This window comes from Methyloceanibacter superfactus, assembly GCF_001723305.1.
Taxonomy (GTDB): Bacteria; Pseudomonadota; Alphaproteobacteria; order Rhizobiales; family Methyloligellaceae; genus Methyloceanibacter; species Methyloceanibacter superfactus.
The window spans coordinates 114164-140380 of record NZ_LPWF01000027.1 but is presented as its reverse complement, the minus strand read 5'-3'; the positions used below and the strand labels follow the sequence as shown (position 1 = coordinate 140380).

The window sequence follows — 26217 nt, the reverse complement described above, 5'->3', positions numbered from 1 at the left end:
TCGTCGGTGAGCTCGGCGGCCACGGCAATGTTGCGGCCATCGCCACGGCCATGCGGGCCGTGGGCAAGATGCGCGGGGCGATCCGGCGCATGTGGCGCCGTGGTTCTTTCCCACCGTCGAGGAATACACCAGCTCCTGGCCAAGAACGGCTTCAACGTGCATGACATCGCGCTCGTGCCGCGGCCGACCCCGTTGCGGACGGGCATGGAGGGTTGGCTCAGGACCTTTGGCCGGTCCTTCTTCGATCAGTTTCCCGAGCCGGACCGGACCGCGGCGCTCACCGACGCGCTGGAGCTTCTGCGGCCGTCTCTCTGCGATAGCCAAGGCAAATGGACGGCGGACCATGTCAGGCTCAGATTCAGCGCCGAGCGCCATGCTTGAGCCGGGACCCGTGCTGCCTCATGGTTGCCCCAATGATCGACGAGGCCTTTTCATGCTAAAGGAGCGCACCGGCGGACGCGGCGAAGAGGTGTGCGGCATCATGATGCGACGGATGAGAATTTTAGCCGATCGACCGAACCATGGATCGCGCGCTGTGACGGCGCTCGCCGTGGCGGGCCTCTTTGCCGCCATGCCGACGGGGCTGGCCCAGGCCGAGACGATCAAGAACCCGATTGCCGTGTTCGCCGCCCTCGACAAGGTGACGGGCCGCATCTCCCATCTCGAAGTGCCCATCGATCAGACGGTCGAGTTCGGCGCCCTGAAGGTCACCCCGCGCGTCTGCGACTCGCGTCCGCCCACGGAGCAGCCCCATACCGCTTCATTCGTCGAGGTCGACGAGATCAAGCTGACGGGCGAGGAGCAGCGCATCTTCACCGGCTGGATGTTCGCCGAGAGCCCCGGGCTTCACGCCGTGGAGCATCCGGTCTTCGACGTCTGGCTCACGAGCTGCAAGACGCCGGAAGGCGCCAAGCCGCCGGAGAGCGCCGAGAATGCGCCGGCGGAGGAGGTCCCGGCCGAAGCCGCGGCCGAGGCCGAGCCGGCGCCCGCGCCAGCGCCGCCACCGGCCGCCGCCGCGGCACCACGCACGCGCCCACGCCGCCGCCCGCCGCCGAGGCGCCGTCCGACACGCTGCCTTGGCTCGTGCCCAACGCTTCCTCCAGGAGGCGCTGAAACACCTGACGGCTGACCTCGATCGCACCGAAGCGGGCGAGGTGGCCGGTAACGAACTGGGTGTCGAGCAGGGTGAAGCCGCCGTATTTTAGTCTGGCGATGAGATAGACGAGCGCGATCTTGCTCGCGTCGCGTTCCCTGGAGAACATGCTCTCGCCGAAGAAGGCGCGTCCGAGATGGACGCCGTAGAGCCCGCCCACCAGCGCGCCGTCCCGCCAGACCTCGACCGTGTGGCAGTGGCCCATCGCGAACAGCTCGCGATAAAGGTGACGGATGCGCCCGTTGATCCATGTGCTGCGACGGCCGGCGCGTGGCGCCGCGCAGCCTTCAATCACCGCCTCGAAGTCGTTGTCGACTTTGACCTCGAAGCCGCCCCGGCGGATGGTGCGCGCCAGGCTCTTCGGCACATGCACCCGGTCCAAGGGCAAGATGCCCCGGCGCTCCGGCTCGATCCAATAAAGGGCGTTGTCCTCGGCACTCTCCGCCATCGGGAAGATGCCGCAGGCATAAGCCTTGAGCAGCACCTGCGGCGTGATCTCGATCATCACGTCGTCGATGGACGTCATGGCAGCCTACCCGGGCCGCTCGGTATTCGGCGACAGATGGTCCTCGAGCCAATGGATATCGTAATTGCCGTCGACGATGTCCGGTTCGGCGATGAGCGCGCTGAACAGGGGAATGGTGGTCTCGATACCATCGACGACGAATTCTCCCAGCGCCCGCTTCAGCCGCATCAAACATTCGTTGCGCGTGCGGGCATGCACGATGAGCTTGCCGATCAGACTGTCATAAAAGGGCGGAATCGTGTAGCCGGCATATGCGCCTGAATCGACCCGAACGCCAAGTCCGCCCGGCGGGTGGAAATGAGTGATCGTCCCCGGCGACGGCCTGAAGGTGTGGGAATTCTCCGCGTTGATGCGGACCTCGATGGCGTGGCCGTTGAAGCGCACATCCTCTTGGCGCAGCGACAACGGCGCGCCTGCGGCGATGCGAATCTGCTCGATCACGAGGTCGAGTCCGGTGATCTCCTCGGTGACGGTATGCTCGACCTGGAGCCGCGTGTTCATCTCGATGAAATAGAATTCGCCGTTCTCGTAAAGGAACTCCACCGTGCCGACGCCGCGATATTTCAGTTTGCGCATGGCCACCGCCACGATCTCGCCGATGCGCACGCGCTCGCTCTCGTTGAGCGCGGGCGAGGGGGCTTCCTCCCAGAGCTTCTGGTGGCGCCGCTGCAGCGAGCAGTCGCGCTCGCCGAGATGGATGGCGTTGCCGTTACCATCGGCCAGCACCTGCACCTCGATATGCCGGGGACGGCCAAGATATTTTTCCAGATAGACGGTGTCGTCGCCGAAAGGCGCTCGCGCCTCGTTGCGCGCCGCCGACAGGGCGGGCTCGAGCTCGTCCTCGAACATGGCGAGCTTCATGCCGCGCCCGCCGCCGCCGGCTGACGCCTTGACCATGATCGGAAAGCCGATCCCCGCGGCGATCTCCTTGGCCTCGGCGATGGTCTTGATGGGACCGTCGGAGCCGGGCACCACGGGGATGCCAAGCGACTTCGCCGTCTCCTTGGCCTTGATCTTGTCGCCCATCAGCCGGACATGCTCGGCGCTCGGGCCGATGAAGGTGATCTTGTGCTCTTCGAGAATTTCCGCGAAGCGGGCGTTCTCCGCCAGGAAGCCGTAGCCCGGATGCACCGCGTCGGCGCCGGTGATCTCGCAGGCGGCGACGATGGCCGGAATGTTGAGATAGCTGTCCTTGGCCGGCGGCGCCCCGATGCACACGCTCTCGTCGGCGAGCCGGACATGCATGGCGTGGGCGTCGGCGGTCGAGTGAACGGCGACCGTGGCGATGCCGAGCTCCTTGCAGGCCCGTTCGATACGGAGCGCGATCTCTCCTCGGTTGGCGATCAGGATCTTGTCGAACATCGCGTGGCTAGCGCTGCTCGATCACGACCAGCGGCTCGCCATATTCCACCGGCTGGCCATCCTCGATGAGAATAGCGACGACGACACCGGCCTTGGGCGAGGGGATCTGGTTCATGGTTTTCATGGCTTCGATGATCAGCAGGGTTTGGCCCGCGGCCACCCTCGTGCCGATTTCGACGAAAGGCGGCGCGCCGGGCTCTGGAGAGCGATAGGCGGTGCCGACCATGGGCGAGGTGACGGATCCGGGTTGGACGCCGACCTCCTCGGACTGCGAGGCGCGCGTCTTGGGCTCGTGATGCTCCTGCGGCGGCGCAGAAATGCCCTGTCCGTTCGTGGTCAGCGTCGTGGTGAGATTGACACCACGGGCGACCCTGAAGCGGCGTCCCTCGAGCTCGATTTCGATCTCCGTGAGTCCGGTCTCTTCGAGAAGCTCGGCGAGCTCTCGGATGAGATCTTTGTCGAGGGTACTCCCGTCCTTGGTCATCGGTGTCCTTTCCTGCCCCGTCAGCCGGCTTTGCCGGGAGCGATCGTGTTGGCCAGCGCCTCGATCGCAAGCTCGTAGCCCAAACCCCCGAAACCGCAGATCACGCCCTTGGCGGCCTTGGAGATGTAGGACCGGTGGCGAAACGGCTCGCGGGTGAAGATATTCGATAGATGCACCTCAACGGTGGGCACCGGACAGGCCAGAAGCGCGTCGAGCATGGCGATGGAGGTGTGGGTGAAGGCGCCCGCGTTGACGATCACGCCCGATGCGTCCGTCCGCGCCTCCTGAATCCAGTTCACCAGCTCCCCCTCGACATTGCTCTGCCGGAACACCACCGAAAGCCCAAGGCTCGCCGCCTTCCGCTCGCACCTTTGACGCAGGTCGTCCAGCGTCTCGTGGCCGTAGACCTCCGGTTCGCGGGTCCCAAGCAGGTTGAGATTGGGGCCGTTCAGGACGTAGAGCGGTTTGGCCATGGCCGGTGCGGGGTGCCTGTCTTTAGAGGCCGGGACCGGCAATAGCGCCAGGCCGCGGCACGGGAAACGGGCCCCTTTATCAGCTTTTATGCCGTTCGGCAAAAGCCGCTAGCGGTCGCTAACGGCCTGAATAGGCGGAGGGCTCGTTAACGCTGAGCCCTCAGCAGGTGGCCTCGCAGCCCTTCTCGCGGACTTCCGTCACCTTTTCCACGAGCTGGTCGTAGAGATCGTCGGGCGCGCCCGGGATAATGCGGTCGCCGATCAGGTAGAGGGGCGTGCCTTGCAGGCCGAGCTGCTGGGCCAGGCCGCGCGCTTCGGCAAGCTCCTCCGCGACTTCTTCGCTCTCCATGTCCGCCTCGAGCTGCGGCACGTCGAGACCAAGCTCGTTGGCGATCCGCAGCACTTTGTCCTTGTTGGCCTTGCCCGGCTGCGAAAACAGCTTCTGGTGCATCTCGAAATATTTGCCCTGCTTGTGCGCGGCGAGCGCGCCCTTGGCCGCGGCCTCGGAATCGTCGCCGAAGATCGGCAGCTCCTTGAGCACGAGTTTCACCTTGTCGTCGTTATCGATCAGTTTGACGACCTCGGGCATGGCGCGGCGGCAGTAGCCGCAATTGTAATCGAAGAACTCGACCACCGTGACGTCGCCGTCGGGGTTTCCGGCGGAGAAGGACTTGCTCGAGCGGAACAGCGCGTCGGCATTCTCGCTGATGGCTTTGCTCTGTTGCGCGGCCTGCTCATCCTGCTGGCGCCGATCGAGCTCCGTGGTCATCTCCACGAGGATCTCGGGATTCTTGGTGAGATAGTTGCGGACGATCTCGACGACCTGCTTCTCCCCGAGCTTGGCGGCGGGGGCGTCGACCACGCCGGGCGCGCGCGCGAGATGACGAGGATCGTGGCGGCGCTGACGATGGCGGCCACGACGGCGGCCACCAAGGCGGTGGCGAGGCCAGTCTTAGGGGTCATGCTCAGATCTCCGGGAGCTAGAGTCAGTTACTGCGGGGCACTTGGAAGGCGAGGATATCGTCGGCCCTGATCCAGTTGGGCGTGCCGTTGATCAGGCCTTCTTTGGCGCGCTTGGCTTGCACCTTGGCAAGCGCTAGGCGCCCTTCATAGAAATAGGCTTCCGCCGATGCAAGCGATGCTTGCGCCATGAATTCTTCTTGCGCCCGAGGCTTGGGCCTGCTCGGCTTGCGCGCATAGCGAGGCGATCTGCCGGTAGCCCATCGCCGATGTCCGCTCGCTCGCCAGCGCCGTGCGCAGATTGCGGATGGCCTCGTCCAGATATTTCGGGTCGTTGGTGCCCAGCAGCGCTTGGCCCAGCATGATGCGGATCAGCGCCTCGTTGGGCGCGAGCTCGACCGCCTTGCGCAATGGCGGGATGGCGGCCGCCCCGTTGCCGCTCTCGAACAGGAACTGTCCCTTGGTCTCATAGAAATACGGCCAATTGGGCTGCGCGGCGATGAGTTGGTCGAGCAGGGGCATGGCGGCCTTCACCCCGGACTGGCGATAGGTGGCGATGGCCCGCGCATAGACGCTGGCCAGCGATGTATCGGTCTCCGGGTAGCGATTGAAGGCGATCTCGGGCTTGTCGAGAAAGCCCGCGAGCTTGGCCCGCACCAGGTCGTGGCGGAATTGGAGCTCCGGCGGATCGGTGTTCGCGTAATAGGGGCTCGCGGTCACGAGCGCCTGGAGCTGGGTGATGCGCACCTGGGGCAGCGGATGGGTCATCAGATACGGGTTGATGCCGCGTAAGCCCCGCAGCTTGTCGGCCAGGACGTCGAAGGTCTCCAGCATGCCGCGGCCCGACTGCTTGGTGGCGTTCAGGAAGGTCATGGCCGCCTGGTCGGCCGAGGACTCCTCTGTCTGGCGGTAGGCGAGCACGCTGCGCATCGCCGCGTCCTGGCCGCCGAACGCCGCTCCCATGCCCACCTGTCCCATTTCCGGGGCGCCCGCGATGGCGCCGCCGGCCATGGCGGCAAGGCCGAGAAGCTGGAGCATGAGCGCCGCTGATTTTGCCTTCGAGACCTGACTGCGGAGCCGGGCCAGATGGCCGCCGGTAATATGGCCGGATTCATGGGCGATGACGCCGATGACTTGGTTCGGAGTCTTGGCTTCCATCAACGTGCCCGCATGCATGAACATGTTGTGGCCGTCCACCACGAAGGCGTTGAAGGCGCGGTCGTGACGATATGGATCTGGATGTTCTGCGAGCCGAGCCCGGCGGCGCGGAAGATGGGCTTGGCGTAGTCGCGGATCAGCGCTTCGGTTTCCGCGTCGCGGATGATGCCGGCGCGTCCGCGGTGGTCGACGCCATGAGGCCGCCGATCAGCCCGGCCACAAGCCCCGCGCGAAGTCGCAGCGGCACTCTTTCGGGTCGGGATTGAGCCAAGGCAGGCATGGTGCGGTCTGATCGTATAGGCTTGAACGGAGCGGGCAAAGGCGCCTGTTTTCTTCCGCCGTCGATGGGCGTTACGTTGGCACGCCGCTTCCGGCCCCCGCCGTTGCCAAGCATTGGTTTGCAAGCGGATTTGATTGACTTTGATTGAGGCGACAACGTGACAGCACGCCGGCGGAGGTGATCAACAATGCGCGAGGAAACCTGAGTGAACGAGATGCCTGATCTGCCCGGGCTGCCGCGGCCGCTCCCCGAGAGCCGCGCCATCGATCCGTTCATCGTCATGGACGTGATGGGTGAGGCAAACGCGCGCGAGGCGGCGGGCGAGGACATCATCCATATGGAAGTGGGCCAGCCGGCGACGCCGGCGCGCCGGGCGGCGCGCGAGCGGGCGAGAACGGCGCTCGAACGCGAACGGCTCGGCTACACCGAGGCGCTCGGCATGCCGGCGCTCCGCGAGCGCATCGCCTTGTACATGCGCGAGCGTTACGGCGTCGCCGTGGGGCCGGAGCGTGTCGTGGTCACGGCGGGCTCCTCGGCCGGCTTCGTGCTCGCCTTCCTCGCCGTGTTCGAGCCGGGCGCGGGCCTCGGCCTGCCGTCGCCAGGCTATCCCTGCTACCGCCAGATCGTGAAGGCGCTGGGCTTGAGCCCCCGTCTGATCGAGACCTCGGCGGAAGGGCGGTGGATGCCCACCGCGGCCGACGTGGACCGTCTCGCCGCCGCGAACGCGGCCGGTCTGCTTCTCGCCAGCCCCAACAATCCGACCGGCACGATGGCGCTGGGGGGTCGGCTGGGCGAACTCGCGGCGGCCTGCCGGCGGCAAGGCCTGTGGCTCATCTCCGATGAGATCTATCACGGCCTCGAATACGACGCGCCCGCCGACACCGCGCTGAACCATTCCGACGCGGCCATCGTGGTCAACAGCTTCTCCAAATATTTCAGCATGACCGGCTGGCGCATCGGCTGGCTCGTGGTGCCGGAGGCGCTCGTGCGTCCCATCGAGCGGCTGGCGCAGAATCTCTACATCTCGCCGCCGGCCATTTCGCAAGTCGCAGCACTCGGCGCTTTCGATGGTCTGGAGGAACTCGAGGCGATCAAGGCGGGCTATGCGCGCAACCGCACCATGCTGCTCGAGGAACTGCCGCGCGCGGGCCTCGACGCGATCTTGCCGGCCGACGGGGCGTTCTATCTCTATGCCGACGTGAGCCGCTTCACCGACGACAGCGAAGCCTTCGCCAAGACGATGTTGCGGGAGAGCGGTGTGGCCGTGACGCCGGGCATCGATTTCGATTCCGCGCGGGGGCGGCGCTATGTGCGATTCTGCTATTCGGGGGCGGAAGACGCCATGCGCGAAGCGGCCCGCCGGATCGGCGCTTGGCTCAAGCCGAAATGAACTCAAGCCGAAATAAAAGAGGCGCGCCGTGGCGCGCCTCTGACTGAGCGTTGAATTCGGCTTTGCGTTCTAACCGCGCGACCACCAGCCTCTACGGCGGCTTGCGGGCTCCTCGGCGGTTTCACTTTCGGCGCTTGTTGCCGGTGCCGGCAATGGCTCCTCGCGCGCGGCCGCCACGCTGAACACGGGCTCCGGCTCGCGCGGTTCGGGTGCCGCTGCTTCGTCGGCGGTCTCATCCGCGATGGGCTTGCGTCCGTGATCCTTGCCGTTGGGCCGCTCCGCAGGCTGGGCCGCGGGACGATCCTCGTCAGGCGCCGACGGCTCAGCCGCAGCCCCCTCGGCGGACTCGCCATGGCCTTCGGCCTGGCGTTCGCCTTCCGCGCCGGCCTCGGTCTGCGGACGCTGGCCGGAACGGCCGCGCCGGCCGCCGCGGCGGCCTCTGCGACGGGGCGACCGGCCGTGCCGGGGTCTCGCCGACCGTCTCGCGTTGGCCTCCGCACCGGCTTCGCCGGTCTCTTCCGCCATGTCCTCGGGGGCCGCGTCGTCATGCGAGGCGGCGTCGTCGTTGCGGGCCGAGACGCTCGGCCGCTCGGCATCCGCGCCGCCTTCGCCACGGCGGCCCTGCGGCGGCGGCGGGAGCGGCGCTTGGCTTGCTCGCCGTCGCCTTCGCTCGTGGGCTCAGCCGATGGCGCCGTGCCTTCCTCGCGGTGATGCGCCCAATCCATCTGCACCACGGCGCTGTCGCCGTTGATGAAGGCGCCTTCGGCGCCGCGCTCGATGACATATTGGGAGATGTGCATCTCCTTGTCGGCGGTCACCGTGATCGGCACCTGATAGCGCGCCTCGATGTCCTTCAGATGGGCCCGCTTCTGATTGAGGATGTACAGGGCGACCTCAACCGCCGTGGTGGCGGCGAGCGGCATCACGCCGTCGGTGATCAACCGGTCCTCGATCGAGCGCAGGATGTCGAGCGCCACCGATTCCACGGAGCGCACGATGCCGGTGCCCTGGCAGATCGGGCAGGCTGTGGTCGAGCCTTCCAGCATGCCGGTGCGCAGGCGCTGGCGCGACATTTCGAGCAAGCCGAAATGGCTGATGCGTCCAACCTGGATCCGCGCGCGGTCATTGCGCAACGAGTCCTTCAAGCGCTTTTCGACGAGACGATTGTTGCGCCGCTCGTCCATGTCGATGAAGTCGATGACGATCAGGCCGGCGAGGTCGCGCAAACGAAGCTGCCGGGCGAGCTCCTCGGAGGCCTCGAGATTGGTCTTGAGCGCCGTGTCCTCGATATTGTGCTCGCGGGTCGCCTTGCCGGAGTTCACGTCGACGGAGACGAGCGCTTCGGTCTGATTGATGACGATGTAGCCGCCGGATTTGAGCGTGACCTGCGGCGAGAACATCGCTGCCAGTTGCCGCTCCACCTGATAGCGGATGAAGATCGGCTCCGGTTCTTTATACGGCTTCACGTTCTTCGCATGGCTCGGCATGAGCATGCGCATGAAGTCCTTGGCGTCGCGGTAGGCGTCGTCGCCCGCCACCAGAACCTCGTCGATGTCCTTGTTGTAGAGATCGCGGATCGATCGCTTGATCAGGCTGCCTTCCTCGTAGACGAGGGCAGGGGCCGTCGATTCCAGCGTCAGGTCGCGCACGGTCTCCCACAGCCGCAGGAGATAGTCGTAGTCGCGCTTGATCTCGGTCTTGGTGCGCTGCGCGCCCGCCGTGCGGATGATCAGGCCCATGCCTTCCGGCACTTCGAGCTCGCCGGCGATTTCGCGCAAGCGCTTGCGGTCGGTGGGCTGGGTGATCTTGCGCGAGATGCCGCCGCCCCGCGCCGTGTTGGGCATCAGCACCGTGTAGCGGCCGGCGAGCGACAGATAGGTCGTGAGTGCGGCGCCTTTATTGCCGCGCTCTTCCTTCACCACCTGCACGAGGATGATCTGGCGGCGCCGGATCACCTCCTGGATCTTGTAGGACCGGCGGCCTCTGCGGCGCGGCGTGCGCTCCGGCAATTCTTCCAGTGCATCCTCGGAGCCGACCGACTCCACGCTGTCGCCGTTGCCGTCCTTCAGCGACGCGCCGTTCTGCTCGTCATCGCCATCATGATCGTGGTCGTCATCTTCATCATGGTCGTCGTCGTCGTGACCATGATCGTCGTCCTCGTCATGCGCCTCGGTCTCGTCGCCATGCTCGGCCGGCTCGGACACCATGTGGGTGAGGTCGGCCGCCTCCATGACCACGTCCGAACTCTCGTCGCGCGGCGTCGTGTCGATCTCTTCCTCGTCGTCGAGCTCAAACTTCGCCACGGCCGGCATCTCGGGAGCAGCCTCGGCCTCGGCCTCCGCCCGGGGCGGAGCGTCTTTCCGCGCATCGGGCCGGCCGCGGCGCGGCGGCCTCTGCGGCGGCGGCGTCCTGCGGCGGCATCGTCCTCGGCGGCTTCCTCGGCGGAGGCGCGGCTTTGCTCCGCGGCTTCCTCCTCGAGCAACGCCTGGCGGTCGGCGACCGGAATCTGGTAATAGTCGGGGTGGATTTCAGTGAAGGCCAAGAAGCCGTGGCGATTGCCGCCGTAGTCGACGAAAGCCGCCTGGAGCGAAGGCTCTACGCGCGTGACTTTGGCAAGGTAAATATTGCCTCTGAGCTGCTTCTTATTCGCGGATTCGTAGTCAAACTCCTCGACGCGATTGCCCTTTACCACGACGACCCGGGTTCTCCGGATGCGCCGCATCGATTAACATCTTGTTTGGCATGTTGTGTTTTCTCCGGCGCGCAGGCCGGGAAGGGCGGCATGAAAAACCGCCTCGCCGGGCGTAAGCCTGAGGCCCGCGCGCGCCAATATCCAATAGACCATGATTCGTCGCGACGACCCACGGTGAGCCGGGCTGACCGGCTGCGGGGTTCGGCCATCGGCGGCCGCCATGTCATCAGAGGCGTCGGAAAAGCCCGGGAAGTCCCGTGACTTAGCTGACTGGCCTGATTCTGCATCGCATTTTCTCACTTGCCGCGTTTCAGCCGCGGCCAGCAGTTTCATCCTGGGCGGCCGATTTTCGCACTTGGCCGCCGCCGTTCTGCGTCCAGACCGTTCCAATAAGGCCCGACGCGCTAAAACAAATTCCGCCCGTATCGCCGCTTGGCGTCCAGGGCTCGGACTCGAAGAATGAGTCTGTCCCTTATTACGGGTTTGCCGAGAGATTTGGCAAGTCTCGCGGGGGTGCCGCCAAAGGGTCACAACGGTCGCTTAACCAGGCGTGGTTAACAATTGGGCCCGATTCAGGGCCGATTTTGGCGCATCGTCACCCGGGCTCGTCCTGTCATGCGCCCGCCAAAAAAGAGACCGCGCGGACCAAAACGCATGTGGGGAACGATGCAAGTTGTGCGTGCCGTGATTGCGGGCATCCCGATTTGGGCCGCGGCGCTTGGTCTCTTGGCGGTACCCGGGGTCGTTCAGGCCAAGGACACGGCCAAGGAGGCCGTCGCTAAGGACGCCCGTCTCGCCGGCGACCGCGAGCGCACCCGCTTCATCGCCGACCTCTCGAAGAAGGTCGACGTCCACGTCTTCGCCCTCGGCAATCCCTACCGGGTCATCGTCGACGCCGCCGATGTGAGCTTTCAGATGCCGCCCGGCCTCGGCAAGGAGCAGCGCGGCCTGGTGACCGCGTACCGCTACGGCCTGTTCGCGCCGGGTAAGTCCCGCATCGTCATCGATGTCAGCGGACCTTTTCTCATCGACAAGTCCTTCGTGCTCGAAGCGCGCGACGATCAGCCGGCGCGCCTTGTCATCGATCTCGTCCCGACCGACGAGGCGACATTCCAAACCAAGCTCCGCGAGGTGAAGCAGGCGAGCGCCGCGAGCACGCCGGTCCCGTTCCCCGAACCGCCGACGCGCCCGGCCGACGCCAAGCCCATCATCGTCCTCGATCCCGGCCATGGCGGCGTCGATCCCGGCACGAGCAGCGAGAGTGGCGTGACCGAGAAAGAGGTCGTGCTGCAATTCGCCAAGGAGTTGAGACAGAAGCTTGTCGCCACCGGCCGCTACGAGGTTCATCTGACGCGCGAGGACGATACCTTCCTGCCGCTGAAGGAGCGCGTGGCCATCGCCCAGAAGAAGGGAGCGGGGCTGTTCCTGTCGATCCACGCCGACTATTTTCCGGCCCGGATCGACGATGCGCGTGGGGCCACGATCTACACCCTGTCGGAGCGCGCCTCCGAGAGGAGGCGAGGGCGCTCGCCGCCAAGGAGAACTTCTCCGACGCCATCGCCGGCGTCGAGCTGCCGAGCGATTCCGACGAACTGGTGGCCAACATCCTCATCGATCTGGCGCAGCGCGAGACACAGAACCGGTCGGTGGTATTCGCCAGGTCGATCGTCGGCGAGCTTGCCGCCAAAGAACAAGAGCGCCCTGCATACCAAGCGTCTGAGATCGGCCGGATTCCGGGTGCTTAAGGCCCCGGACGTACCCTCGGTGCTCTTGGAGCTGGGCTTCCTGAGCAACCCCGACGACGAGAAGCTGCTCACCTCGGCCGCTTGGCGCGACCGCATGGGCGATTCCGTCACGGCTGCCGTCGACGGCTATTTCACCAAGCGTATTGCCCGCAGCCCCTACTGATCTTAACGATCACCCCTGAAGGGCGCTGAGGGCCACGATTCGTGGCGACTCCAGCTTGTTGTTGCCATATTCTTGGCTAGGGTTGGCGCGGGTGCCTCGCGGGCTGAAAAGCGGGGCCGGGACGGGTAAAAACAATGGATATTACGGCACCAGTCAAGCCGCCGAAGCAGCGGCGCCGCCGCCGCGGCGGATTCCTTTTTCGCTTTCTCGGCTTCATGTTCGCCGCCAGCATGATCGTGTTCATCGCCGTGGCCGGCGCCGCCGCCTTCGTGCTGTGGAAAGTGTCGCAGGAATTGCCGGACTATGAGGTGCTCGCCAAATACGAGCCGCCGGTGATGACGCGCATCCACGCCAATGACGGCCGGCTGATCGCCGAGTTCGCCCGCCAGCGGCGCATCTACGTTCCCATCACGGCCATTCCCCAGCGCCTCATCGAGGCGTTCATCTCGGCCGAGGACAAGAATTTCTACCAGCATGGCGGCCTCGACATTCAGGGCATCATCCGTGCCGTGGTGACCAATCTGAGCGCGGTTCAGTCGGGCCGGCGCATGGTCGGCGCCTCGACCATCACCCAGCAGGTGGCCAAGAACTTCCTGCTGACCAACGACCAGAACATCGAGCGGAAGCTGAAGGAAGCCATCCTCGCCATCCGCATCGAGCGCGCCTTCACCAAGGAGCAGATCCTCGAGCTCTATCTCAACGAGATCTATCTCGCGCCGCGCTACGGTGTCGCTGCCGCGGCCCAGACCTACTGGGACAAGGCGCTGAGCGAGCTCACCCTCGCGGATGCGGCCTATCTCGCCACGCTGCCCAAGGCGCCGAGCAACTACGATCCGTTCCGCCATCCCGATCGCGCGATCGCGCGGCGGAACTGGGTGATCGACCGCATCGTCGAGAACGGCTTCGCCACGCCGGAGGAAGGCGAGGAGGCCAAGGCTTCGTCCCTCGGCGTCCAGGCGCGCACCTACGGCCCCAAGATCTTCGCCTCGGAATATTTCGCCGAGGAAGTGCGCCGCGAGATTCTGGACCGCTTCGGCGAGGACAAGCTGTATGGCGGCGGACTGTCGGTCCGCACCACGCTCGACCCGCAGCTCCAAGCCATGGCGCGCAAAGCCCTTGTTCATGGGCTCACCAGTTACGACCGCACCTACACCGGTTGGCGCGGCGTGAAAAGACGATCGACCCGTCCGGCGACTGGGGCAAGACGCTGGCCGGCGTGCCCGTGTGGAGCGACATCGAGCCGTGGCGGCTTGCCGTGGTGCTCGAGGTCTCCAAGGACCAGGCCACGATCGGCTTGCGTCCGACCCGCAACAAATCCGGCAAGCTGGTCGAGGAACGTGAGACCGGCGTCATTCCCTATTCGGAAGTGAAATGGGCGCGTCCAAAGCTCAAGAGGGGCCTCGGCGGCACGCCCGGCTCCGTCTCCGCCGTGCTGAAGCCGGGCGATGTGGTTTACGTCGCGCCGGTCTTAGCGAAGGCCAAGGAGGGCGAACCGGAGTCCGAGGAGATCGTCGCGGGTCAGTGGTCGTTGCAGCAGCCGCCCGAGGTGAGTGGTGCGCTGGTCGCCATGGATCCGCATACCGGCCGCGTGCTCGCCATCGTCGGCGGCTTCAGCTTTGCGCAAAGTCAGTTCGATCGCGCCACCCAGGCGCGCCGGCAGCCCGGCTCCTCGTTCAAGCCGATCATCTATCTCACGGCGCTGGATAACGGCTACACGCCGTCCAGCATCATCGTCGACGGCGCCATCTGTGTCAGTCAGGGCAAGGGCATGCCGCAATGGTGCCCGAAGAACTATTCGGGCGGCGGGGCTGGCCCCTCGACGCTGCGTTACGGCATCGAGAAGTCGCGCAACCTGATGACGGTGCGGCTCGCGCGCGACATGGGCATGCCCATCATCGCCGAGTATGCGCGCCGCTTCGGTGTCTACGACAATCTGATGCCGGCGCTGTCCATGTCGCTTGGCGCCGGCGAGACCACGCTGATCCGCATGGTCAACGCCTATTCCATCATCGCCAATGGCGGCAAGAAGGTCGACGCGACCTTTATCGACCGCATTCAGGATCGCTACGGGCGCACCGTTTGGCGTCATGACGGCCGCGACTGCGGCCAGTGCGGCGCGCGGGAGTGGACCGGTCAGGCGGAGCCGGAGCTGGTCGACGACCGCAAGCAGATCGTCGATCCGATCTCGGCCTTCCAGATGGTGGGGATCATGGAAGGTGTCGTGCAGAGTGGCACCGCCCGCAAGCTCACCGTGTTGAAGCGCCCGATCGCCGGCAAGACCGGCACCACCAACGACTACAAGGATGCCTGGTTCATCGGCTACACGCCCGACCTCGTCGTCGGCGCTATGTCGCTTCGATCAGCCGAGGAACATGGGCCGCAGCGCGACCGGCGGTGGCGTGGCCGCGCCGATCGTCCGCGACTTCTTCGCCGCGGCACTGAAGGACGTGCCGCCGGTGCCGTTCCGGGCGCCGCCCGGCGCCATGCTGGTGCGCGTCAACCACAAGACCGGACTGCCGGCGCGCCGCGGCGACCAGGGCGTGATCATGGAAGCCTTCAAGCCCTCTCAGGTCCCCGATGGCGCCGCCGCTGTCGCGGTCGAGGGCGAGGAGGGGATTCCTGGCGAGGACTTCCCCGAATATCCGGACGGTGCCCAGGCCGGGCCGGCTGGCGAGTATCCGCCGCAAGGACAGTATCCGCCGCAAGGACAGTTTCCGCCGCAGGGACAGTATCCCCCACAGGGCCAATATCAGCCGCCGCCGGGCAATGACCGGGCTTTGACATCCGGCACCGGCGGCCTCTACTAAAACCAAGAGATGAGGCGCCGGGCCGAGGCGGGTTTCCCGCCTCGACGTGGCTCGTCGCCCGATGAATTCCTACGAGTCCCCTAGCCAAGCCGAGGCAACGAATGCGCGCCGAGACTGAAACGGTCGTCAACGAGATCAGAGAATCCCTGTCCCTGCTCCGGAGGTATCTTTGACCCCGATCAGGCAAAGGCGCGGCTGACCGAGCTCGACCGCGAGGCGGAGGCGCCCGATTTCTGGAACGATGCGGCACGCGCCCAGGGCCTCATGCGTGAGCGCCAGCAGCTCGAAGCAGCCCTCGGCGCCTTCTACCGCATCACCGCCGACCTCGATGACAATCTGACCCTCGTCGCCCTTGGCGAGGAGGAGGGCGACGAGAGCATCGTCGCCGAGGCGGAAGCCGCCCTACGCAAGCTCGGCAAGGAGGCCCATACCCGCGAGGTGGAGGCGCTGCTGTCCGGCGAGGCGGATGCCAACGACGCCTATATCGAGATTCACGCCGGCGCCGGCGGCACCGAGAGTCAGGATTGGGCGCAGATGCTGCAGCGCATGTATATGCGCTGGGCGGAAGGCCGCAAGTACAAGGTCGAGCTCATCGGCGAGCATTACGGCGAGGAGGCGGGCATCAAGTCGGCCACCATCCTCGTCAAGGGTCTCAATGCCTATGGCTGGCTCAAGACCGAGTCGGGCGTGCACCGGCTGGTGCGCATCTCGCCATTCGATTCCAACGCCAGGCGGCACACGAGCTTCGCCTCGGTGTGGATCTATCCCGCCATCGACGACGCCATCGAGATCGAGATCGACGAGAAGGATCTCCGCATCGATACCTATCGCGCCTCAGGCGCCGGCGGTCAGCACGTCAATACCACCGACAGCGCGGTACGCATCACCCATGTGCCAACCGGCATTGTCGTGCAGTGCCAGAACGAGCGCTCCCAGCATAAGAACCGCGCCACCGCCTGGGCCATGTTGCGCGCGCGCCTCTACGAGCCGGAACTCAAACGGCGCGAGGAAGAGGCGCTGGCGACCGCCGCCACCAAGTCGGAGATCGGCTGGGGCCACCAGATCCGGTCGTATGTGCTGCAGCCCTATCAGCTGGTGAAGGATTTGCGGACGGGCGTCGAAAGCACCAATCCGAGCGCCGTGCTCGATGGCGATATCGATGCGTTCATCGAGGCCGCGCTCGCCGAGCGCATCCACGCTGACGCCAAAGCCTAAACGCCAAGGCGAAGGCCTAGGCATTGTGCCTAGGCCCCGCAATCCATTCGCTGAAAATCCCCGTTCGGCGTGCCGGCTACTCGGCGGCGCGGCTCGAGAACGGATTTCCCCCGCCGGAATCGCTCGGCTTGTCGGAGCGCGGGGCGGGCCTTTCCGGCGCCTTGATGTCGGCCATCGGATCGTCGGACCGGCGCGACTTCCCCTCGAAATAAGCGCCTTGTTCGATGGCGAGGCTTTGATGGAAGATATCGCCTTCCACGTGGGACTGAGCCTGCAAGGTGACCCGGAGGCCGCGGACGGAGCCGACCACGCGGCCGCGCACCACGACGTCCTCGGCGATGACCGAGCCCATGACCTGCGAGGTGTCGCCGAGCAGCAGGGAGCCGCAATGAATGTCGCCCTGGATCTCGCCGTCGACCTGGATCTCGCCCTTCGAGGTGACGTTGCCGGTGATCGTCAGGTCCTCGCCGATGATCGAGGGGACCATCTTGCTGGAGCTGGAACTGGCGCTCGGCGTTGGCCCCTTGCCGAATGTGGCGGGCCGCTCGGTGAACGGCGATGACTTGGGCTCGGGCGCGGCGCTCGGCCGCTCTCCCATCTTGGTGACGCTCTCACCAGGCTCAGGCTTTTTCGTGAACATAACTGGGTACCTCCCCATTCAAACGAGTGACGCAAAGCGCAAAAACGTACTCGGCACCAGGTCCCGCGACATTGAGACAGCACAGCAGGCTTAGAGCCGCCTAGATCTGGATTGTCGCGGAGTTGCCCGACCAAAGACCAATACCCAGCACCCAACTCCTGCCCGTGACAATATCGCCTCGCCCCAACCTTGTCATGGGGCTTCTCCTGCCTGCGGGGGGAGACCTCCCCTAGGCCTCCCTGAAGGGGACCGGCGATGCCTGAAAGGGTTGGAATCGCCTTCCTTTAGCCGATTTTCCTGCCTCATATGGCACGAGACCTTAGCCTCTCGTTCCGGGCCGTGGTAACGAGGCACGGGCGAGATGTTGAGGGTACGCCTTGGGGGGTTGCCGGCAAGAGACCATGAGCGGACCGGGCAGCGCTGTGTCGTCGTGCGATGGCGGGCCGGTCGTAGCACAAGTCTGCTCGTGTAGGCCCCTGGTGGAGGGCGCGATCGGGCGCTCGGCCGAAATTTGGGGGCCTGTGACTGAATGGACGAACCGATCGCAGGGACCTGGCTGAAGCTGACCGCCGAGGGCGGCAAGGCGATCCGCGCCTTGCCCGCGCGCGGCCGGGAGTGGGTGAAGCGGGTTCCGCGCCGGTCAGATCGAGCTGCGCCAAGCTCTCTTCGCGCAGCGCCCATGTCTGCCGCGAGATTTTCGCCGGCGTGCTCGTGGTTGGGCTCATTGCCATCGTCTTTGGCTATGGGCGTCTCGCCAACGGCCCGATCTCTCTCCCCGCTCTCGTCCCGCCCATCGAGGCGGCGATCAACGATCAGCTTTCGGACCTGCGCGTGAAGATCGACGACGCGGTTCTCCAGCGCAGCGCCGACGGGCCGGGCGTGTTGTTCCGCCTCCGCAACATTCGTCTCCTCGACAAGGACGGTTCGATCGTCGCCCAAGCGCCGCTTGCCGCCATCGGCATGAGCGGCGCGGGACTGCTGTCGGGGCGGTTGGCGCCGGGCAGCGTCGACTTCATCGGCCCGCGCCTCTTGCTGTCTTACACGGCCGACCAAGGCCTGGCCTTGGCCTTCACCCGGCCGTCCAATACGGACGGTGATGTGTTGATCCGCGGCGCGCTGCCGGCGGACGGCGCCCCCGAAGTCGCGGCCGAGCCGCCGGAGGCGGTCAGTGCCGAGCGGCCCGAGCTGCCGATCGGCGCCGGCGGACGCAAATTCGATTTGAACAAGACGGTGACCGAGGTCTTCGACCGCGCCCGCCGCGGCGACACGTCCTACCTGACGCGGTTCGGTTTCAAGAATGCGATCGTCGTCCTCAACCAGGACGGCGCGCAGACTTTATGGCAGGTGCCGGACTTCGCCATAGATCTGGAGCATCGCGACAACCGCAGCATCCTCGTGGGCGAAGCCAATGTCGCCTCCAGCAAGGGCGACTGGCAGCTCGAGGTTCGTACCGAGCAACGCGCCAGGCGCAACAGTCTGTTGATCACCGCGCTGATCGAGAATCTGGTGCCGGCGGGCATTGCCGGCAACTTCCCCACGATCGGCATCCTCCGCGCGCTCGACATGGCGGTCGATGGCGAGACCAATGTCGAGTTGGACGATTCGGGCGAGTTCCTGTCGGGTGAGGCGCGGCTCAGGCTGGCGCCGGGTCCGATCACCCCACCTTGGGATCGCGATACGCCCGTGCGGATCGACCACGGCGACTTCACGGTGCGCTATCTGAAAGAGAGCGACGTGGTCGAGATCGCCCCCTCGACGCTGCGCTGGGGCAAGAGCCGGGCCACCTTCAGCGGCGAGTTCCGCCCCGTGCGCGACGACAAGGGCAAGGCGGTCTCTTGGGACTTTTCCTTGAAGGCGAACGATGCGGCTCTGGGGATCGCCGAGTTCGGTCTCGCCCCCCTCAAGATCGACGAATGGACCGCCAAGGGAAGCCTCTCGTCCAAGGAAGGCACCATGACGCTGTCCCGCTTCGTCATTCGCGCCGGGGACGCCTCGATCGTCATGTCCGGCAGCGTGGTGGACGCGCCCGGTTCGCCCGCGGTCAAGCTGGCCGGCAAGGTGAGCCCGATGCCGGTCGAAACCCTGAAGCGCTTCTGGCCCAAATTTCTCGCCGGCAAGGCACGCGAGTGGGTGCTCGAGCGCGTATCGGGCGGCCAAGTGGTCGGCGGCAAGTTCAACGTGTCGCTGCCGGCCGGCGCCATCGCCGAGATCGAGCAGGGGGCCGCGGCGCCCGAAGGCGCGGTCGATGTCGAGTTGAACTTCTCCGGCATGAGCATCGTCTACGTGGAAGGCCTGCCGCCGGTGATCACGGGCGACGCCAAGCTCACCGTGGTGGGCACGGAGTTCATGGTCGACATTCCCCAGGGCAAGATCGTCCCCGCCGCCGGACAAGAGATTACGCTCAGTGAAGGGCGCTTCTACATCCCCGACCTGCGCGAGGATCCGCAGCAGGGCGTCATCACCTACAAGGCGGCCGCGCCCACGCCGACGGTCATGCAACTCCTCGATCACGAGCCGCTGGGCTATATTAGCGCCGTCGGCATGAAGCCGGACTTCCTCGGTGGCTCCGCCGTGGGAGAGTTCACCTTGTCGATGCCGCTCAAGAACGATCTCGATTTCAAGGAGATCAAGATGAGTGGTTGGCGCGTCTCAACGACGCCATCGCCTCGAACCTCGTGGGCGACATGGACATCGACGGCGGCGCGCTCGACGTCGAGCTCTCCGACGAGGGCGTCACCGCCAAGGGCGAGATCAAGATCAAGGAAGTGCCCGCCGAGATCTACTGGCAGCGGGTCTTCTACGCGCCCGCCGGCCAGCAGCCGCCCGTCAGGGTCTCCGCCACGCTCGACGAAGCCTTGCGCGACAAGCTCGGGATCAAGGTCAACCATCTGGTCAAGGGGCCGACACCCCTTACGCTGTCGGTCACGGGCTTGGGACAGGCCACGCAGTCCATGAGCATGGAAGCCGACCTGACCAACGCGCAGCTACTCTTCGGCAGCATGGGGTGGACCAAGCCGACCGGAAAGGCGGCGCAGGTGAGCTTCGACGTGGCCAAGCACGAGGACGGCTCGACCGACTTGCAGAATTTCAAGATCGTCGGTGACGATATCGCCGTCGACGGTCAGATCTCTCTCGACGCCGATCAGCACCTCAAGAAGTTCTACTTCTCGGATTTCTCGGTGAGCCCCCAGACCCATGTCGAGATCACCGCGGAGGTCCGCGACGATCAGGTGCTCGAGGTCCACGCCGAAGGTCCGAGCTATGACGGTCAGCAATTCTTCCGCTCTTTGTTCTCGGCGGGCCAGCTTGTCGAGGACGGATCGACGGAGCCGGCGCAGCCCTTCGGCATCGATTTCACCGCCAAGATCGGACGCGTCGTCGGCTTCTACGATACCACGGCGACGAATGTGGATGTCATGCTCAAGAAGCGCGATGGCCGGCTGATCGCCCTCGATGCCAAGGGCCTGCTGAACGGCAGGGAAGTGGCCGCCGTCGAGCTGCAAAATAAGAACGGCGCCCGAATCCTCAAGGCCGAGGCGCATGACGCCGGCGCGGCGTTCCGCTTGGTCGGCTTCTATCGCAGCATCAAGGGCGGGGATGCCTCGCTGCAAGTGAACATGGATGCCGGCGGGCCGGGGACGAAGTCCGGGACCCTATGGGCGCGCGACTTCGAGGTGGAGGGCGATCCCGTTGTGGCCGACGTCCTCACCGACCCGAGCGCCGCCGCCGTCCTCGGCGAGCAGAAGCAGCAGATGGTCAAGTCGAGCATCGTGTTCAAGCGCCTGCGCGCGCCCTTCTCCGTCGCGCCGGCAAGTTCCGTCTGCGCGACGCCTATATCAACGGTCCGGCGCTCGGCGCCACCTTGCGCGGCACGGTGGACTTCAAATCGCAGACGGTCGATCTCGGCGGCACCTACGTTCCGCTCTACGGCCTGAACTCGGCGCTCGGCGCCGTGCCTATTCTCGGCAAGATCCTGGTGGGCCGCCAAGGCGAGGGCGTGGTGGGCATCACCTTCGCCATTAAAGGCAAGCTCGACGACCCCACGGTGCTCGTCAATCCCATGTCGGTGATGGCGCCGGGCATCTTCCGGCAGATCTTCGACTTCACCGGCACCGTGCCGGATCCGGGCGCCGCGGCCGCGGCACAGAAGAACGAGCGCATCAGGCCGTTCCAGAACGTCAGGTAGACGGAAGATCTAGACGGGACGGATGAGCGCGTGGCGCTTCTTGCCCAGCGACAGCTTGATCACGCCTTCGTCGGTCAGGTCAGTCAAAGTGAGCGACTGCCGCTCGTCGGTGCGGCCGCGTCGTTGACCTTGATGCCGCCGCCCTTGACCTGACGCCGCGCTTCGCCGGTCGACTTCACGAAGCCCGCCAGCACCGCCGCGTTGAGCACGCCCAATCCCTTTTCGAGGTCGCCGCGCGCCACCTCGATGCTCGGCAGGTTGGCGGAGGTCTGCCCCTGCTCGAACGTGGTCCGCGCCGTTGCCGCCGCGCGGTCCGCCGCATCGCGCCCATGCACGAGTGCCGTGGCCTCGGTGGCGAGGATCTTCTTGGCCTCGTTCAGCTCGGCGCCCTCGAGCGCGGCGAGCTTGCCGATCTCTCCCAGCGGCAGCTCGGTGAAGAGCTTGAGGAAGCGCGGCACGTCGGCGTCCTCGGCATTCCGCCAGAACTGCCAATAGTCGTAAGGGGAGAGCATGTCGGGGTTGAGCCACACCGCGCCCGCCGCGGTCTTGCCCATCTTGGCGCCCGAGGCGGTCGTGAGGAGCGGCGAGGTGAGGCCGAACAGCTCGGCGCTCTCGGTGCGCCGGCCGAGCTCGATGCCGCTCACGATATTGCCCCACTGATCCGAGCCGCCCATCTGCAAGCGGCAGCCTTCGCGCCGGTAAAGCTCCACGAAGTCGTAGGCCTGCAGCACCATGTAGTTGAACTCGATGAAGCTCAAATTCTGTTCGCGGTCGAGCCTGAGCTTGACGGAGTCCTGGCTCATCATGCGGTTGACGCTGAAATGGCGCCCATAGTCGCGCAGGAAGTCGATGTAGTTCAGCGCGCCGAGCCAGTCGGCATTGTTGACCATGATCGCGTCACGCGTCCCATGGCCAAAGCTCAAGAACTTGGAGAACACCGTCTCGATGCCGGCGATATTGGCGCCGATCTCCGCGTCCGTGAGGAGCTTGCGGGACTCGTCCTTGCCGGACGGATCGCCGACCTTGGTGGTGCCGCCCCCGATCAGCACGATCGGGCGGTGGCCCGTCTGCTGCAGCTTGCGCAGCAGCATGATGCCGACCAGGTTGCCCACATGCAGGCTCGGCGCCGTGCAGTCGAAGCCAATATAGCCGGTGATGGTCTCGCCGCGCGCGAGCTTGTCGAGGCCCGCCTCGTCGGTGCATTGATGGATGAAGCCGCGCGTGGTGAGCTCGTGCAGCAGGTCCGATTTGACGGTGCTCATGGCGGATTGGCCGCTTCTCGTCTGACTGGCGTTGGCCAGAGCCTCTAGCAGGTTTGCGGGACGAATACCAAACCCGCCAGTCCAGGACGGCGCACGGGGCCGAAGGGAAGGCGGCCCTTAGGCGGCCGTGTCCTTGCGCTTCTTCAGCTTGCCGAGACGCTTGTCGAGATAGCCGTCGACCACGTCCATGAGGCCTTCCATGCGATCCTCGAAGAAGTGGTTCGCGTCGGGCACGGTCTGGTGGTCGATGACGATGCCCTTCTGCGTCTTGAGACGATCCACAAGCCCGCGCACGGATTCGGTTGGCACGACTCGATCTTTCGCGCCGTTGACCATCAGCCCGGAGGACGGGCAGGGGGCCAGGAAGGTGAAGTCATAGAGATTGGCCGGCGGGGCCACGGAGATGAAGCCTTCGACCTCGGGGCGGCGCATCAGGAGCTGCATGGCGATCCAGGCGCCGAAGGACACTCCGGCGATCCAGCAGGACGGCGCATCGGCGTTATAGGCCTGCAGCCAGTCGAGCGCCGTGGCCGCGTCCGCCAGCTCGCCCGGGCCGTTGTCGAACAGCCCCTCGCTGCGCCCGACGCCGCGGAAATTGAAGCGCAGCACCGAAAATCCACGCTTCTGGAAAGCGTAGTACAGATGATACACGACCTGATTATTCATCGTCCCGCCGAATTGCGGGTGCGGATGCAGGATCAGGCGACCGGCGAATTCGGAGAGGCCTCATGATGATAGCGGGCTTCGATTCGACCGCTGGGGCCGCTGATATTGACTTCAGGCATGAACTACTGGCCTCGAGATGCGTTAACGCGCTGATGGGGATGCGTGCTTGTATATGGGGCGTGTGATTGGGCGCCGCAAAACTTGACTCTGCCGCCTCGGAATCCTATACAAACAAGAGATTAGAATTGTTCCAAACAAGGCCGTTCCAAATCAGCTGGGCGCTTGGAGCGGTGCATTTGTTAGGCCGCGCTTCATAGCACGGGCGACGGGGGCTCGTGCAAGCGTTAACCGGCGGCGTTTGGCCGCGAGCTTGGCACAGCATGAACCAGCGCTCCTATCTTGATTATAACGCGACGGCGCCTTTGCGCTCGGAAGTGCGCGACGCGGTCACGGCGGCGCTCGGCCTGCACGGCAATCCGTCCTCCGTGCATGAGGAGGGCCGCGCGGCCCGCGCGGCCATCGAGGATGCCAGAGCCAAGGTCGCCAAGCTGGTCGGCGCGAGCCCCGCGAATGTGATTTTCACCAGCGGCGGCACCGAAGCCAACGCGCTGGCGCTTGCCGCCCTGTCGGGCGACGCCTCCTGGCACTGCTACCTGTCGGCGATTGAGCACCCCTCGGTGCTCTCGGGCGGCCGGTTCCATCCCGAGACCACGACCATCATCCCCGTGACGCCGGACGGCATCGCCGATCTCGCGGTCCTCGCGCGGAAGCTCGAGAAGCATAAGCCCGGCGGCTGGCGGCCGATCGTCTCCTTGATGGCGGCCAATAATGAGACGGGCGCCATTCAGCCCGTGGCGGAAGCCGCCAAGATCGTGCACGACGCCGGTGGGCTGCTCCATTGCGACGCCATTCAGGCGGCGGGCCGGGTGCCGCTCGACATGGCCGAACTGGGCGCCGACATGGTGAGCCTGTCGGCTCACAAGATGGGCGGACCGAAAGGGGCCGGCGCGCTTGTTCTCGCCGAAGGCGTCACCGTCGAGCCACTCATCAAGGGCGGCGGTCAGGAAGGCCGGCGCCGGGCCGGCACGGAGAACGTTCCCGGCATCATTGGCTTCGGCGTAGCGGCGGAACTGGCCGCGGCCGACCTCGCCAAGATGGACGAGATCGCCAAGCTCAGGGATGCGCTGGAAGAGGGTGTGCGGGCCATCGCCGAGGATGCGGTGGTGTTCTCAGGCAATGTGCGGCGCCTGCCGAACACGGCCTGCATCGCCGTGCCGGGCGCGAAGTCGGAGACGCTGGTGATCGCTCTCGATCTGGCGGGCATCGCGGTGAGCGCCGGGTCCGCCTGCTCGTCGGGCAAGGTCGAGGTTTCCCATGTGCTCGCGGCCATGGGCGTGGCGCCTGAATTGGCCGAGGGCGCCATCCGGATAAGCTTGGAATAGGCAGCGAGAATACCGATATCCAGAGATATCTCAGCGCCTTCGGTGACGTGATCAAGCGGCTCAAGCAGAGCGCGAAGGAAGCGGCTTAACTAGTCGCAAACGAAAGAGAATTTGGAGCAGCAGTAATGGCGGCAGTGCAGGAAACGGTCGAACGCGTCAAAGAGATCGACGTCGATCAGTATAAATACGGCTTCTTCACCGACATTGAATCGGTCAAGGCCCCCAAGGGTCTGAACGAGGACATCGTCCGCTTCATCTCGGCCAAGAAGCACGAGCCCGAATGGCTGCTCAAGTGGCGGCTGGAAGCGTTCCGGCGCTGGCAGACCATGCAGGAGCCGGAGTGGGCCAACGTTCACTACCCGAAGATCGATTTTCAGGATCTCTACTACTACTCGGCGCCGAAGAGCACCGAGGGACCGAAGAGCCTCGCCGAGGTCGATCCCGAGCTCCTTGCCACTTATGCGAAGCTCGGCATCCCGCTGAAGGAGCAGGAGGTACTCGCGGGCGTCAAAGGCGCGCCGCGCGTCGCCGTCGACGCCGTGTTCGACAGCGTCTCGGTGGTCACCACCTTCAAGGAGGAGCTGTCCAAGGCGGGCGTGATCTTCTGCTCGATCTCCGAGGCGGTGAAGAACCACCCCGACCTGGTGCAGAAATATCTGGGCTCGGTCGTGCCGGCCACCGACAACTTCTACGCCACGCTCAACTCTGCGGTGTTCTCCGACGGCTCCTTCGTCTACGTGCCGGAAGGGGTGCGCTGCCCCATGGAGCTCTCCACCTATTTCCGCATCAATGCCGAGCAGACCGGACAGTTCGAGCGCACGCTCATCATCGCCGACAAGGGCTCCTACGTGAGCTATCTCGAAGGCTGCACCGCACCCATGCGCGACGAGAACCAGCTCCATGCCGCCGTGGTCGAGCTCGTGGCCCTAGAGGACGCCGAGATCAAATACTCCACGGTGCAGAACTGGTATCCGGGCGACAAGAACGGCAAGGGCGGCATCTATAACTTCGTCACCAAGCGCGGCGATTGCCGCGGCGACCGCTCCAAGATCTCCTGGACGCAAGTCGAGACCGGCTCGGCCATCACCTGGAAATACCCGTCCTGCATCTTGCGCGGCAACGGCTCACGCGGCGAGTTCTACTCGATCGCCATCTCCAACGGCTATCAGCAGGTCGATAGCGGCACCAAGATGATCCATCTGGGCAAGGATACGTCGAGCCGCATCATCTCCAAAGGCATCGCCGCCGGCCGCTCCAACAACACCTATCGCGGGCTCGTCTCGGCTCATCGCAAGGCGACCAACGCGCGGAACTTCACGGTCTGCGACTCGTTGCTCATCGGCGACAAATGCGGCGCCCATACCGTGCCCTATATCGAGGCCAAGAATGCGAGCGCGACCTTCGAGCACGAAGCGACCACCTCGAAGATCTCCGACGACCAGCTGTTCTATTGCCTGAGCCGCGGCCTGTCGGAGGAGGAGGCGGTGGCGCTCATCGTCAACGGCTTCGTCCGCGACGTGCTTCAGCAGCTCCCCATGGAGTTCATGGCGGAGACCCAGAAACTCATCTCGATCAGCCTCGAGGGCTCGGTCGGCTAGGAACGCAACAGAACA

General features: G+C 65.4%; 15 protein-coding genes and 6 pseudogenes. 10 read left to right on the top strand and 11 right to left on the bottom strand.

Going from position 1 to position 26217, the window contains the following annotated elements:
• The first annotated feature begins 99 nt into the window (after positions 1–99).
• Both AUC69_RS18550 and AUC69_RS19760 read left to right on the top strand, forming a co-directional pair.
• Entirely contained in the window at positions 100–381 is a 282-nt protein-coding gene (locus tag AUC69_RS18550; protein WP_244500206.1) for a hypothetical protein, read from the top strand.
• Positions 344–832 (top strand): annotated as a pseudogene (locus tag AUC69_RS19760) (DUF2155 domain-containing protein); the annotation flags it as partial. The gene AUC69_RS18550 and the pseudogene AUC69_RS19760, both read left to right, overlap by 38 nt.
• A gap of 49 nt (positions 833–881) precedes the next feature.
• On the opposite strand, the gene aat reads toward AUC69_RS19760, so the two are convergent.
• The 7 genes and pseudogenes from aat to AUC69_RS10420 form a co-directional block, all read right to left on the bottom strand.
• Positions 882–1679 carry a leucyl/phenylalanyl-tRNA--protein transferase gene (gene aat / locus AUC69_RS10445; RefSeq protein WP_083239324.1) on the bottom strand — a complete coding sequence of 266 codons (798 nt, stop codon included), beginning with the start codon at positions 1677–1679 and terminating at the stop codon, positions 882–884.
• A gap of 6 nt (positions 1680–1685) precedes the next feature.
• Positions 1686–3041, bottom strand: coding sequence for an acetyl-CoA carboxylase biotin carboxylase subunit (gene accC / locus AUC69_RS10440; protein ID WP_069442100.1), 1356 nt, complete (start codon positions 3039–3041; stop codon positions 1686–1688).
• Positions 3042–3048: 7 nt separating this feature from the next.
• On the bottom strand, positions 3049–3525 hold the full coding sequence (gene accB, locus AUC69_RS10435; protein ID WP_069442099.1) for an acetyl-CoA carboxylase biotin carboxyl carrier protein: 477 nt from the start codon (positions 3523–3525) through the stop codon (positions 3049–3051).
• A gap of 20 nt (positions 3526–3545) precedes the next feature.
• Positions 3546–3998, bottom strand: coding sequence for a type II 3-dehydroquinate dehydratase (gene aroQ, locus AUC69_RS10430; RefSeq protein WP_069442098.1), 453 nt, complete (start codon positions 3996–3998; stop codon positions 3546–3548).
• A 160-nt stretch (positions 3999–4158) separates the two neighbouring features.
• Entirely contained in the window at positions 4159–4860 is a 702-nt protein-coding gene (locus AUC69_RS10425) for a DsbA family protein (protein ID WP_083239323.1), read from the bottom strand.
• 124 nt (positions 4861–4984) lie between these two features.
• Positions 4985–5149 (bottom strand): hypothetical protein, encoded by a 165-nt coding sequence (locus AUC69_RS17495; protein WP_158008083.1) that lies wholly within the window; start codon positions 5147–5149, stop codon positions 4985–4987.
• A pseudogene (locus AUC69_RS10420) lies at positions 5106–6173 on the bottom strand (M48 family metalloprotease); the annotation flags it as partial. The pseudogene AUC69_RS10420 and the gene AUC69_RS17495, both read right to left, overlap by 44 nt.
• 437 nt (positions 6174–6610) lie before the next feature.
• Here AUC69_RS10420 and AUC69_RS10410 point away from each other — a divergent pair.
• A complete protein-coding gene (locus tag AUC69_RS10410; protein WP_069442143.1) occupies positions 6611–7786 on the top strand; it encodes an aminotransferase class I/II-fold pyridoxal phosphate-dependent enzyme in 1176 nt (391 codons plus the stop codon).
• A gap of 69 nt (positions 7787–7855) precedes the next feature.
• Here the strand turns inward: AUC69_RS10410 and AUC69_RS10405 are convergent.
• Positions 7856–10530: pseudogene (locus tag AUC69_RS10405) on the bottom strand (Rne/Rng family ribonuclease).
• Positions 10531–11153: 623 nt separating this feature from the next.
• Between AUC69_RS10405 and AUC69_RS10395 the strand changes: the two are divergent.
• The 3 genes and pseudogenes from AUC69_RS10395 to prfB all read left to right on the top strand — a co-directional run bounded on the left by AUC69_RS10395 (position 11154) and on the right by prfB (position 16408).
• Positions 11154–12386 carry an N-acetylmuramoyl-L-alanine amidase gene (locus tag AUC69_RS10395; RefSeq protein WP_244500205.1) on the top strand — a complete coding sequence of 411 codons (1233 nt, stop codon included), beginning with the start codon at positions 11154–11156 and terminating at the stop codon, positions 12384–12386.
• A gap of 134 nt (positions 12387–12520) precedes the next feature.
• Positions 12521–15193 (top strand): annotated as a pseudogene (locus tag AUC69_RS16365) (penicillin-binding protein 1A).
• A 101-nt stretch (positions 15194–15294) separates the two neighbouring features.
• A protein-coding gene (gene prfB, locus AUC69_RS10385) for a peptide chain release factor 2 (RefSeq protein ID WP_141700737.1) occupies positions 15295–16408 on the top strand; the annotation gives its coding sequence in 2 pieces (ribosomal slippage) (positions 15295–15363 and positions 15365–16408; 1113 coding nt in all).
• Positions 16409–16484: 76 nt separating this feature from the next.
• Here prfB and AUC69_RS10380 read toward each other — a convergent pair.
• On the bottom strand, positions 16485–17048 hold the full coding sequence (locus AUC69_RS10380) for a bactofilin family protein (protein WP_069442090.1): 564 nt from the start codon (positions 17046–17048) through the stop codon (positions 16485–16487).
• Between the two features lie 615 nt (positions 17049–17663).
• Here AUC69_RS10380 and AUC69_RS10375 point away from each other — a divergent pair.
• Together AUC69_RS10375 and AUC69_RS19880 are read left to right on the top strand one after the other, a co-directional pair.
• A complete protein-coding gene (locus AUC69_RS10375) occupies positions 17664–20003 on the top strand; it encodes a YhdP family protein (protein ID WP_069442089.1) in 2340 nt (779 codons plus the stop codon).
• A 919-nt stretch (positions 20004–20922) separates the two neighbouring features.
• Complete coding sequence (locus AUC69_RS19880) at positions 20923–21234, top strand: AsmA-like C-terminal domain-containing protein (protein ID WP_069442087.1); 312 nt, start codon at positions 20923–20925, stop codon at positions 21232–21234.
• A 9-nt stretch (positions 21235–21243) separates the two neighbouring features.
• Here the strand turns inward: AUC69_RS19880 and tyrS are convergent.
• Positions 21244–22496: pseudogene (tyrS, locus tag AUC69_RS10360) on the bottom strand (tyrosine--tRNA ligase).
• Between the two features lie 117 nt (positions 22497–22613).
• A pseudogene (locus AUC69_RS10355) lies at positions 22614–23281 on the bottom strand (alpha/beta hydrolase).
• Positions 23282–23542: 261 nt separating this feature from the next.
• Between AUC69_RS10355 and AUC69_RS10350 the strand changes: the two are divergent.
• Entirely contained in the window at positions 23543–24604 is a 1062-nt protein-coding gene (locus AUC69_RS10350; protein ID WP_244500204.1) for a cysteine desulfurase family protein, read from the top strand.
• A 125-nt stretch (positions 24605–24729) separates the two neighbouring features.
• Positions 24730–26202, top strand: coding sequence for a Fe-S cluster assembly protein SufB (gene sufB, locus AUC69_RS10345; protein ID WP_069442086.1), 1473 nt, complete (start codon positions 24730–24732; stop codon positions 26200–26202).
• The last annotated feature ends 15 nt before the right edge of the window (positions 26203–26217 follow it).

What these genes read in the sequence shown, in the direction of transcription:
- aat (WP_083239324.1), bottom strand. Translation starts at nt 1,679, where the DNA reads ATGACGTCCATCGACGACGTGATGATCGAGATCACGCCGCAGGTGCTG.
- accC (WP_069442100.1), bottom strand. Translation starts at nt 3,041, where the DNA reads ATGTTCGACAAGATCCTGATCGCCAACCGAGGAGAGATCGCGCTCCGT.
- accB (WP_069442099.1), bottom strand. Translation starts at nt 3,525, where the DNA reads ATGACCAAGGACGGGAGTACCCTCGACAAAGATCTCATCCGAGAGCTC.
- aroQ (WP_069442098.1), bottom strand. Translation starts at nt 3,998, where the DNA reads ATGGCCAAACCGCTCTACGTCCTGAACGGCCCCAATCTCAACCTGCTT.
- AUC69_RS17495 (WP_158008083.1), bottom strand. Translation starts at nt 5,149, where the DNA reads ATGGCGCAAGCATCGCTTGCATCGGCGGAAGCCTATTTCTATGAAGGG.
- AUC69_RS10410 (WP_069442143.1), top strand. Translation starts at nt 6,611, where the DNA reads ATGCCTGATCTGCCCGGGCTGCCGCGGCCGCTCCCCGAGAGCCGCGCC.
- AUC69_RS10380 (WP_069442090.1), bottom strand. Translation starts at nt 17,048, where the DNA reads ATGTTCACGAAAAAGCCTGAGCCTGGTGAGAGCGTCACCAAGATGGGA.
- AUC69_RS10350 (WP_244500204.1), top strand. Translation starts at nt 23,543, where the DNA reads ATGAACCAGCGCTCCTATCTTGATTATAACGCGACGGCGCCTTTGCGC.
- sufB (WP_069442086.1), top strand. Translation starts at nt 24,730, where the DNA reads ATGGCGGCAGTGCAGGAAACGGTCGAACGCGTCAAAGAGATCGACGTC.